Consider the following 2,689-nt stretch of genomic DNA (forward strand, 5'->3'; position numbering starts at 1 on the left):
CCCCGAGGGCTGGGACCCGATGGCGACCGCCCCCATCGGGTCCCAGCCCTCGGGGAGGGCGAGAACGTCCCGCACGACCTCGGGACAGAACATCGTCGACGACACCCACGCCGACCCCAGCCGCTCGCTCGCCAGCGTGACCAGGAAGTTCTGTACGGCCGCGCCGGCCGACACCACGAACATCTCCCGCTCGGCGGCCGAGCGCCGCGCGTCCGGATACGCGTGGGCGCCGTCCGTCACCAGGCAGGGCACCGCCAGGTACGGCGCCTTCCGCAGCACATCGCCCCGGCGCACGCGCCGGGCGATCCGGTCCTCGGAGAGCCCGTCGGCGCGCAGGTCCGCGATCCACGCCTCCCGCATGGCGTCCAGCAGCCGTGTCCGCGACTCCTCGGACTCCAGCAGCACGAACCGCCAGGGCGTCGTGTGGTGCGGGGCCGGGGCGGTGACGGCGGCGGCGACGGCCCGGCGCACCGCGCCCGGGTCCACGGGGTCGTCGGTGAACTCCCGGACGGTGCGCCGCAGCGACACCGCCTCCTTCACGGCTTCCGAGGTCCCCAGCCGGAACATGTCGTCGACGGCGGGCCGCACCAGCCAGCTCGCGCCCTCGTACGCGTCGTCCTCACCGGCCTCGGTCACCACGTGCGGCAGCCCCCGCACCACGGCCACCGGCAGGCCCCCGGCCTTGCCCTTGACCAGGTCACCGGCGGCGGCGAGCTCGTCGACCGTCGCCACCACCGTCGCGACCAGCGGATTGCCGTACGCGTCCACGCCGCCGCGCAGGTCGTCGGCGACCCGTACGCCCGCCGCGCCGATCGCGAAGTCCGTGACGCCCTTGCGCCAGGGCCGGCCGGCCGTGTCGGTGACGACGACGCCGACGTCCACGCCGAGCGCCTCGCGCAGGCCCTCGCGGATCCGCCGGGCCGAGGCGTCGGGGTCCTCGGGCAGCAGCAGAACCGTCCCGGCGCGGGTGTTGGACGCGTCCACGCCGGCGGCGGCCATCACGAGCCCCAGCCGGTTCTCCACGACGCGCAGCGTGCCGCGCCGGGCCACCAGCCGTACGGTCTCGGAGTCGATCGCGGCCTCGCGGTCCTCGGCGGCGAGGATCCGGCCCTCGGCCTTGCTGAGGATCTTCGAGGTGACGACGAGGACGTCGCCGTCGGCGAGCCCGGGCAGCCCCTCGCCCAGGGCGGCGCCGGCGATGAGCTTGGCCAGGTCGTCCCCGGGGCGCACCTCGGGGATGCCGGGCAGGGCCCAGACCCGGTACTCGGGGGCCGCGCTCACGCCCGTGCCTCCTCGGCCAGGGCCAGCGCCGCGCGGGCCATGGCGGCGGTGGCCTCGACGTCGGTCATCATCAGCGGCACGGCCCGGCAGCGGATGCCGGCCTCCTCGACCTCGGCCACGGCGTCCGCGTCGACGGAGTCGACCAGCCAGCCGTCGAGCAGCCCGGAGCCGTAGTGGCGGGCCACGGCGGCGGCGGTGGCCTCGACGCCGACGGCGGCGAGCACCTTGTCGGCCATGCCGCGCACGGGCGCGCCGCCGACGATGGGGGAGAGGCCGACGACCGGGGCGGCGGCGTCCGCGACGGCCTCCCGGACGCCGGGGACGCCCAGGATCGTGCCGACGCTCACCACGGGGTTGGACGGCGGGAAGAGGACGACGTCGGCCGCCGCGATCGCCTCCAGCACCCCGGGCGCCGGCTTGGCCTGCTCCGCCCCGACCGGGACGATCGCGTGGGCGTCCACCGAGGCCCGCATCCGCACCCAGTACTCCTGGAAGTGGACGGCCTTGCGGGCGCCCGGCCCGCCCTCGGGGTCGTCGATCATGACGTGGGTCTCGACGCGGTCGTCGCTCATCGGCAGCAGGCGCACGCCCGGCTGCCAGCGCGCGCACAGCGCCTCGGTCACGGCGCTCAGCGGGTACCCGGCGGCGAGCATCTGCGTCCGCACGATGTGCGTGGCGAAGTCGCGGTCGCCGAGGCCGAACCACTCCGGGCCCACGCCGTAGGCGGCGAGCTCCTCCTTCACGGCGAAGGACTCGCCGGCCCGGCCCCAGCCCTGCTCCTCGTGGATGCCGCCGCCGAGCGTGTACATCACGGTGTCGAGGTCGGGGCAGACCTTGAGCCCGAACAAGTGGATGTCATCGCCGGTGTTGCCGATGACGGTGATGTCCGCGTCGGGGACTGCTGACATGAGGCCACGAAGGAAGCGGGCGCCCCCGATCCCGCCGGCCAGAACCACAATGCGCTGCATGGGCGCAGTCTTTCAGGAGCGCGCTCCCATATTGAAGGGCGGGCCCGGGGCGCCGCGCCCTAGCTCGTCACGACGGCGGACGGCCGTACGGCGGAGGCGCACAGCGGCGGCCGGTGCATGGGCATCTCGGTGAGCCCGGGGTAGTAGACGTGGAGGCTCACGGCCGGTTCGAGGGAGTCGTTGACGACCTCGTGGGCGTACCCGGGCGCGAAGACGCGCTGGGTGCCCGCTCCCAGCGCGTGGCGCGTGCCGTGGGCCGAGAGCTCCGCCAGTTCGCCCTGGAGGACGGTGAGGACTCCGGAGGACGGGCCGTGGTCGTGGAGCCCGCTGCCCTGGCCGGGCACCCAGCTCAGCAGCCAGACCTCGTAGCCGGGGCCGGTGCGCAGCCGGTGGTACCAGCGGGTGGTGGCGTCGTAGCGCACCAGCGGGGCCCAGGAGGC

The 2,689-nt window shown here is 75.3% G+C and carries 3 protein-coding genes; all 3 read right to left on the reverse strand.

Features of this window, described 5'->3' with window-relative positions; translation table 11 throughout:
* Positions 1 to 1,281 (reverse strand): coenzyme F420-0:L-glutamate ligase (locus K6I33_RS34150; protein WP_229358687.1); only part of this gene is annotated, 1,281 nt, incomplete at its 3' end.
* Positions 1,278 to 2,249 carry a 2-phospho-L-lactate transferase gene (gene cofD, locus K6I33_RS34155; RefSeq protein WP_229358688.1) on the reverse strand — a complete coding sequence of 324 codons (972 nt, stop codon included), beginning with the start codon at positions 2,247 to 2,249 and terminating at the stop codon, positions 1,278 to 1,280. The genes cofD and K6I33_RS34150, both read right to left, overlap by 4 nt.
* A 59-nt stretch (positions 2,250 to 2,308) precedes the next feature.
* Positions 2,309 to 2,689: cysteine dioxygenase family protein (locus K6I33_RS34160; RefSeq protein WP_229358689.1), on the reverse strand; the 381-nt coding region annotated here is incomplete at its 5' end.

Source organism: Streptomyces sp. UNOB3_S3 (genome assembly GCF_020740895.1).
Taxonomy (GTDB): Bacteria; Actinomycetota; Actinomycetes; order Streptomycetales; family Streptomycetaceae; genus Streptomyces.

Excerpts from the sequence above, each read along its gene's own strand:
- cofD (WP_229358688.1), bottom strand. The coding sequence starts at position 2,249 with ATGCAGCGCATTGTGGTTCTGGCCGGCGGGATCGGGGGCGCCCGCTTC.